This window comes from Rhodococcus sp. AW25M09 (assembly GCF_000333955.1).
In the GTDB taxonomy this organism is placed as follows: domain Bacteria; phylum Actinomycetota; class Actinomycetes; order Mycobacteriales; family Mycobacteriaceae; genus Rhodococcoides.
Window position 1 is genome coordinate 1 of record NZ_CAPS01000108.1, and the last position, 3,385, is coordinate 3,385.

1 protein-coding gene is annotated in these 3,385 nt (G+C 65.0%); it reads right to left on the reverse strand.

Annotation, left to right across the window (positions count from 1 at the left end):
* A partial coding sequence (locus RHODMAR_RS20475) for a non-ribosomal peptide synthetase (RefSeq protein WP_042939980.1) occupies window positions 1-3,385 on the reverse strand: 3,385 nt, incomplete at both ends.

Below are 3,385 nucleotides of genomic sequence, written 5' to 3' on the forward strand. Positions count from 1 at the left end.
ACGACCGAGATGTCGATGGCTGCATCGGACTCTGCCAACACCTGTTGGTGACCGACCCCATCGTGATCCGGATACACCGTCCGCAACACCTCGTGCCGCGCCACCACATCACCGACCGCAGCCCACAGCGCAACAACATCCAACTCGCCCGTCAACCGAATCGCAGCCGGAATGTTGTTCACAGCCGACGCCGGATCCAACCGATTCAAAAACCACATCCGCTGCTGCGCCAACGACAACGGAATCCGCTCAGGACGTGGACCGGCCACCAGCGGAGCACGAGCACCCGAACCGACACCACCTTCCACATACGCCACCAACTCAGCGACAGTAGGACTCTCGAACAACGCCCGCACCGGCACCACGGTGTCCAAAGCCGCCCCGAGCCGCGACACCACCTGCGTTGCGATCAACGAGTTTCCGCCCAACGCAAAGAAATCGTCATCGAGCCCCACCCGCTCGATACCCAGCACACCGGCGAACACACCCGCGACGGTCTCCTCGACCGGGGTGGTGGGCGCCCTGAACTCGCGGGCCTCGAACACCGGGGCAGGCAGTGCAGTCCGGTCGAGCTTGCCCACCGGAGTCAACGGGATCGCATCGAGAACAATGATCGAAGATGGAATCATGTAGCCCGGCAACGACTTTCCGACGAAAGCAGTCAACTCCTCCACGTCGACGACGGACCCTCTCGTCGGCAGCACATAGGACACGAGGGTGGTGACACCCGAGGGCAGTTCGTGCCCGAGAGTGACGGCGAAGTCGACCTCGGGAGCAGCGGTGAGCGCGGAGTCGATCTCGCCCAACTCGATACGGAAACCACGCACCTTCACCTGGAAGTCGGTGCGGCCGACGAACTGCAGCTGCAGGTCCTCCGTCCATCGCACCACGTCGCCGGTGCGATACATCCGTGCGCCGTCGATGCCGTACGGATTGGCCACGAAACGCTCGGAAGACAGACCCGGCCTACCGAGATAGCCGCGAGCAAGCGCACCGCCCGACAGATACAGGTCACCTGCGACACCGGTCGGAACCGGTACGAGTCGGGAATCGAGGATGAGCACGGACATGCCGTGAATCGGCCGACCGATGGTGATCGGCTCACCCGGCGTCAACTCGGCGAAGCTGGAGATGATCGTGGTCTCGGTCGGCCCGTACCCGTTGAAGTACTTCCGGTCCCCTGCCCACCGAGCGAGCAGTTCGGGAGTGGTCACGTCGCCGCCCACCGAGAGCACCTCGAGCGAATCGATCCCGTGCGGGTCCATCGTGCCCAGAACCGCGGGCGTGATGATCGCGTGAGTGACCTGCTCCGCCTTCAGCAATTCGGCCAATTCGGTGCCGCCGAGAATCGATGCCGGTACGACTACCAACGTCGCGCCGACGGAGAATGCCGCCATCCACTCCAGGACCGACGGATCGAAGTTCGGCGAGCAGACGTGCAGGAACCTCGAGGCCGGCTTCAGGTGATAGAGATCGGTTGCTGCGTCGAGGACGCCGCCGAGCCCGGCGTGCGTGACGACGACGCCCTTCGGCTTGCCGGTCGAGCCCGAGGTGTAGATGACGTAGGCCGGGTTCTGGAACGTGACGGGTCGCAGGCGGTCGGCGTCGGTGACCGGCTCGGTAGAGCGGGTGCGAACCTCGGCCACGAACTCGTCGTCGTCGACGCTCAGCCAGGCCAGATCCTGCTGTCCGCCGGCGAGCCGATCCGAGTGTGCCCGGGTGGTCAGGCCCAGTACGGCCTCGGAGTCCGAGACCATATGGGCGATGCGATCCTGCGGATACGTCGGGTCGACGGGTAGATGCGCAGCCCCCGATTTCGCCACTGCCCAGACCGCGAGCACCATGAAATAGGAGCGCTGGAATCCCAGAGCCACAACGGATTCCGGGCCCGCGCCGCGTTCGATGAGCACCCGGGCCAGCTGCGAGGACGTCGCATCGAGTTCGGCGTACGAGATCGAGCGGCCCTCGTACCGTATCGCGGTCGCCGACGGGTCGAGTGCGGCACCGGCAGCGAATATCTCTGCCAGAGTGCCGCCGGCCAACACGTCGTCACCGTGGACGTGGGTGAGCCGGTCGTACTCGTCGTCGTAGAGAATGGACAGATCGCCCACCGGGGTGTTCGGTGTCGCCACGATCGCCTCGAGCAACCAACGGAAACGTCGTGAGAACACCTCGATCGTCCTCTCGTCGAACAAGTCTCGCGCATACACGAAACTTGCACCCAGACCGGTCCCCTCCGGCCCCTCGTGCAGCGTCAACGACAGATCGAACTTCGCCGTGTCGACCTCGACGTCGACGGCCGAGACCGTCAGATCGGGTAGATGGAATTCGCTCGGCGGGAGGTTCTCGAACGCGATCGCCACCTGAAACAGCGGGTGCCTGGCTGTCGTGCGCTCGGGTTCGAGCAGATCGACGAGCCGCTCGAACGGAATATCCGCATGCGCGAACGCATCGAGGTCGACGTCCCGGACGTGGCCGAGCAGGTCAGTGAATCCCTTACTTCGATCGACCGAGGTGCGGAGCACCAGGGTGTTGACGAACATACCGATCACGTCGTCCAGGACGGCCTCGCCGCGGCCTGCGACGGCGGTACCCACCGCAACGTCGTCCGAGGTGGACATGCGAGCCAGGAACAGTGCGAGAGCACCGTGCAGCACCATGAACAGGGTGGTTCCGGTCGACCGGGCCAGATCGTCGAGCGAGACGCGCAGATCCGCATCGATGTCGAACTGGAACCGCCCGCCCGAGTACGACTGCACCGCAGGACGCGGCCGGTCGTACGGCAGAGTCAGCTCACTGGGCAGGTCCGCCAGCGCCGAACGCCAGTAGTCCGCCTGTGCTGCAATCAGGCTGCTCGGATCCGCGTCGTCGCCGAGCACGGCGCGCTGCCACAGCGCGAAGTCGGCGTACTGAACCGCCAGCGGCGTCCACTGCGGAGCCTCGCCGGCCACACGAGCGAGGTAAGCCGTCATCACGTCGCGCGTCAGCGGCCCCAACGACCACCCGTCGGCACTGATGTGGTGAACCACCACGACCAGCACGTACTCGTCGCCGGCGACCTGGAACAGTTTCGCGCGCAGGGGAATCGACTGGGTGACGTCGAATCCTTCGGAGGCGAAAGCGATCAGGTCGGCCACCGCACCGTCGGCGGACGGTGTGGTGGGTGTCAGGTCCGGTGCCACCGATTCGGCAGGCAGGATCACCTGATGCCCCGATCCGTCCACACTCGGGTAGACGGTACGGAGTGCTTCGTGCCGGTCGAGAACGTCGACGACCGCCGCGTTCAGGGCCGCAGTGTCGAGTGCTCCAGTGAGCCGGATCGCCACCGGGATGTTGTTCACAGCCGATTCGGGCTCGAACCGATTGAGAAACCACATCCGTTGCT